2 tRNA genes and 2 rRNA genes are annotated in these 5,255 nt (G+C 48.8%); all 4 read left to right on the forward strand.

Annotated features, from left to right (window positions below):
* The first annotated feature begins 189 nt into the window (after window positions 1–189).
* The 4 genes from DPX34_RS21350 to DPX34_RS21365 all read left to right on the forward strand — a co-directional run bounded on the left by DPX34_RS21350 (window position 190) and on the right by DPX34_RS21365 (window position 5,196).
* A 16S ribosomal RNA gene (locus DPX34_RS21350) occupies window positions 190–1,719 on the forward strand.
* A 97-nt stretch (window positions 1,720–1,816) separates the two neighbouring features.
* A tRNA-Ile gene (locus DPX34_RS21355) sits at window positions 1,817–1,893 on the forward strand.
* Between the two features lie 123 nt (window positions 1,894–2,016).
* Window positions 2,017–2,092, forward strand: a tRNA-Ala gene (locus DPX34_RS21360).
* A 224-nt stretch (window positions 2,093–2,316) separates the two neighbouring features.
* Window positions 2,317–5,196 (forward strand): 23S ribosomal RNA (locus DPX34_RS21365).
* The 16S and 23S rRNA genes sit together here with 2 tRNA genes alongside, the layout of an rRNA operon.
* The last annotated feature ends 59 nt before the right edge of the window (window positions 5,197–5,255 follow it).

A 5,255-nucleotide genomic window follows, 5' to 3' on the forward strand; every position in this document is an offset into this window, starting at 1 on the left:
AACTCTTGCAGCGAACATCGAAAGATGGCTCTTTAACAATTTGGTAGCTTACTTATCTGTGTGAGCACTCGCAAATATTAAGTATATAAAATTAACTTAATGTTCTCTGAGTGACTTACACGGTCAAAACAAAACGAATATTAATTTATTTGTTTGCAAATCAGAATTCATTGAGACCCAGATTTACTTTTTTTGAAGAGTTTGATCATGGCTCAGATTGAACGCTGGCGGCAGGCCTAACACATGCAAGTCGAGCGGTAACATGAAGTGCTTGCACTTTGATGACGAGCGGCGGACGGGTGAGTAATGCTTGGGGATCTGCCCTAAGGTGGAGGATAACCATTGGAAACGATGGCTAATACTGCATAGTATCTTCGGATTAAAGGGGGCTTCGGCTCTCGCCTAAGGATGAACCCAAGTGGGATTAGCTTGTTGGTGAGGTAATGGCTCACCAAGGCGACGATCCCTAGCTGGTCTGAGAGGATGATCAGCCACACTGGAACTGAGACACGGTCCAGACTCCTACGGGAGGCAGCAGTGGGGAATATTGCACAATGGGGGAAACCCTGATGCAGCCATGCCGCGTGTGTGAAGAAGGCTTTCGGGTTGTAAAGCACTTTCAGTTGTGAGGAAAGTTTGATGGTTAATACCCATCAGATGTGACGTTAGCAACAGAAGAAGCACCGGCTAACTCCGTGCCAGCAGCCGCGGTAATACGGAGGGTGCAAGCGTTAATCGGAATTACTGGGCGTAAAGCGAGCGTAGGCGGCTGAATAAGTTGGATGTGAAACACCGGGGCTCAACCTCGGCCGTGCATTCAAAACTGTTCAGCTAGAGTCTTGTAGAGGGGGGTAGAATTTCAGGTGTAGCGGTGAAATGCGTAGAGATCTGAAGGAATACCAGTGGCGAAGGCGGCCCCCTGGACAATGACTGACGCTGAGGTTCGAAAGCGTGGGTAGCGAACAGGATTAGATACCCTGGTAGTCCACGCCGTAAACGATGTCTACTAGCTGTTTGTGTCTTTAAGACGTGAGTGGCGCAGCTAACGCACTAAGTAGACCGCCTGGGGAGTACGGTCGCAAGATTAAAACTCAAATGAATTGACGGGGGCCCGCACAAGCGGTGGAGCATGTGGTTTAATTCGATGCAACGCGATGAACCTTACCATCCCTTGACATCCACAGAAGCTGAAAGAGATTTTAGTGTGCCTTCGGGAACTGTGAGACAGGTGCTGCATGGCTGTCGTCAGCTCGTGTTGTGAAATGTTGGGTTAAGTCCCGCAACGAGCGCAACCCCTATCCTTAGTTGCTAGCAGGTAATGCTGAGAACTCTAAGGAGACTGCCGGTGACAAACCGGAGGAAGGTGGGGACGACGTCAAGTCATCATGGCCCTTACGGGATGGGCTACACACGTGCTACAATGGCAAGTACAGAGGGAAGCGAACTGGCAACAGTAAGCGGATCCCTTAAAGCTTGTCGTAGTCCGGATTGGGGTCTGCAACTCGACCCCATGAAGTCGGAATCGCTAGTAATCGCAGATCAGAATGCTGCGGTGAATACGTTCCCGGGCCTTGTACACACCGCCCGTCACACCATGGGAGTGGGCTGCACCAGAAGTAGATAGCTTAATAATGGGCGTTTACCACGGTGTGGTTCATGACTGGGGTGAAGTCGTAACAAGGTAGCCCTAGGGGAACCTGGGGCTGGATCACCTCCTTACCTAAGACTTATATTTGCAGAGTGTTCACACAGATAAGAAGTTACCAAAAGATGATTTAAAGAGAGTCGAAGCCACTGAGGCTTAAAGACACTGTATAGGTCTGTAGCTCAGCTGGTTAGAGCGCACCCCTGATAAGGGTGAGGTCGGCAGTTCAAGTCTGCCCAGACCTACCAATTTACTGATTAGATCGTCCTCATCATTCGTTAGCTTGCTAGCAGTGATGTTTTCGTGTCGAAAAAATAAAGTAAATTGGCCTATACATCCCATCCGACTCGATACCATTTAGTAAGATAAATGGGGCTATAGCTCAGCTGGGAGAGCGCCTGCCTTGCACGCAGGAGGTCAGCAGTTCGATCCTGCTTAGCTCCACCACTTACCTAATCAACACCCTCTTTAAATCAGGTCATAAAAGACTAAACCTAAATTATTATCAAATTGATAATTTAGTTTTGGTTTTATTCTCGAAAGAGAAGACCATGCTCTTTAACAATCAGGACAAAAAAGTAAATAAAGAAGTTCATCAGAACTTTAGTATTTGAAACAAGGCGCGCGAAAATGTCAAAAGACATGCAATCCGAGGACACCTTGGGTTGTATGGTTAAGTGAATAAGCGTACACGGTGGATGCCTTGGCAGTTAGAGGCGATGAAGGACGTGTTAATCTGCGATAAGCTTGGACGAGTTGATAAAGAACGTTGAGTCCAAGATTTCCGAATGGGGCAACCCACTCTATTATGTAGAGTATCTTGCACTGAATACATAGGTGTAAGAAGCAAACCCGGAGAACTGAAACATCTAAGTACCCGGAGGAAAAGAAATCAATTGAGATACCCTGAGTAGCGGCGAGCGAAAGGGGTTCAGCCGATATAATAAAGTCCAGCAGAACACTCTGGAAAGTTTGACCATAGTAGGTGATAGTCCTGTATGCGAAAGGCTTTATTATACATATTAAGTAGGACGGGACACGTGATATCTTGTCTGAAGATGGGGGGACCATCCTCCAAGGCTAAATACTCCTAACTGACCGATAGTGAACCAGTACCGTGAGGGAAAGGCGAAAAGAACCCCTGTGAGGGGAGTGAAATAGAACCTGAAACCGTGTACGTACAAGCAGTGGGAGCAGACTTGTTCTGTGACTGCGTACCTTTTGTATAATGGGTCAGCGACTTATATTTAGTAGCAAGGTTAACCGAATAGGGGAGCCGTAGAGAAATCGAGTCTTAACTGGGCGTCGAGTTGCTAGGTATAGACCCGAAACCCGGCGATCTATCCATGGGCAGGTTGAAGGTTGAGTAACATCAACTGGAGGACCGAACTCACTAACGTTGAAAAGTTAGGAGATGACTTGTGGATCGGAGTGAAAGGCTAATCAAGCCGGGAGATAGCTGGTTCTCCCCGAAATCTATTTAGGTAGAGCCTCGGACGAATACCATCGGGGGTAGAGCACTGTTAAGGCTAGGGGGTCATCCCGACTTACCAACCCTTTGCAAACTCCGAATACCGATGAGTACTATCCGGGAGACACACGACGGGTGCTAACGTCCGCCGTGAAGAGGGCAACAACCCAGACCGCCAGCTAAGGTCCCAAAGTCATAGTTAAGTGGGAAACGATGTGGAAAGGCATAGACAGCCAGGAGGTTGGCTTAGAAGCAGCCATCCTTTAAAGAAAGCGTAATAGCTCACTGGTCGAGTCGGTCTGCGCGGAAGATTTAACGGGGCTAAACTATGCACCGAAGCTGCGGATTTGAACTTAGGTTCAAGTGGTAGGGGAGCGTTCTGTAGGCTGTTGAAGGTGTGCTGTAAGGCATGCTGGAGGTATCAGAAGTGCGAATGCTGACATGAGTAACGATAAGGGGAGTGAAAAACTTCCCCGCCGAAAGATCAAGGTTTCCTATCCCATGCTAATCAGGGTAGGGTAAGTCGACCCCTAAGGTGAGGCCGAACGGCGTAATCGATGGGAAACGGGTTAATATTCCCGTACTTGAATAAACTGCGATGTGGAGACGGAGCAGGCTAAATCAGCGTGGTGTTGGTTATCCACGTGAAAGTAAGTAGGTTTGAAACTTAGGCAAATCCGGGTTTCTATAAGACTGAGATACGAGACGAGGCGCTACGGCGTTGAAGTGATTGATGCCATACTTCCAGGAAAATCCGCTAAGCTTCAGGTTTATTCGAATCGTACCCCAAACCGACACAGGTGATCAGGTAGAGAATACTAAGGCGCTTGAGAGAACTCGGGTGAAGGAACTAGGCAAAATAGTACCGTAACTTCGGGAGAAGGTACGCTGTTGTTTGTTAAACTTTTACAGTGTAAGCGAACGACAGTCGCAGTGACCAGGTGGCTGGAACTGTTTATTAAAAACACAGCACTGTGCAAAATCGCAAGATGACGTATACGGTGTGACACCTGCCCGGTGCCGGAAGGTTAATTGATGGGGTTATCTTCGGAGAAGCTCTTGATCGAAGCCCCGGTAAACGGCGGCCGTAACTATAACGGTCCTAAGGTAGCGAAATTCCTTGTCGGGTAAGTTCCGACCTGCACGAATGGTGTAATCATGGCCACGCTGTCTCCACCCGAGACTCAGTGAAATTGAAATCGCAGTGAAGATGCTGTGTACCCGCGGCTAGACGGAAAGACCCCGTGAACCTTTACTACAGCTTGGCAGTGAACATTGAGCCTACATGTGTAGGATAGGTGGGAGACTTTGAAGCAGCGTCGCCAGATGTTGTGGAGTCGACCTTGAAATACCACCCTTGTATGTTTGATGTTCTAACCTCGGACCCTAATCGGGTTCAGGGACACTGTCTGGTGGGTAGTTTGACTGGGGCGGTCTCCTCCCAAAGAGTAACGGAGGAGCACGAAGGTTGACTAAGTACGGTCGGACATCGTACGGTTAGTGCAATGGCAGAAGTCAGCTTAACTGCGAGACAGACACGTCGAGCAGGTGCGAAAGCAGGTCATAGTGATCCGGTGGTTCTGAATGGAAGGGCCATCGCTCAACGGATAAAAGGTACTCCGGGGATAACAGGCTGATACCGCCCAAGAGTTCATATCGACGGCGGTGTTTGGCACCTCGATGTCGGCTCATCACATCCTGGGGCTGAAGTCGGTCCCAAGGGTATGGCTGTTCGCCATTTAAAGTGGTACGCGAGCTGGGTTTAGAACGTCGTGAGACAGTTCGGTCCCTATCTGCCGTGGGCGTTTGAGAATTGAAAGGGGCTGCTCCTAGTACGAGAGGACCGGAGTGGACGAACCGCTGGTGTTCGGGTTGTATTGCCAAGTGCACTGCCCGGTAGCTACGTTCGGAATTGATAACCGCTGAAAGCATCTAAGCGGGAAGCAAGCCTTGAGATGAGTTCTCACTGACCTTTAAGGTCCTGTAGGGTTGTCGGAGACTACGACGTTGATAGGCAGGGTGTGTAAGCGTTGTGAGGCGTTGAGCTAACCTGTACTAATTGCCCGAGAGGCTTAACCATACAACGCCAATGTGGCTTTGGATAATTTGAGTGTTTTGTTTTTAGCTAAAGATTTGATG

The organism is Algibacillus agarilyticus (genome assembly GCF_003286125.1).
Lineage (GTDB): Bacteria > Pseudomonadota > Gammaproteobacteria > Enterobacterales > Alteromonadaceae > Algibacillus > Algibacillus agarilyticus.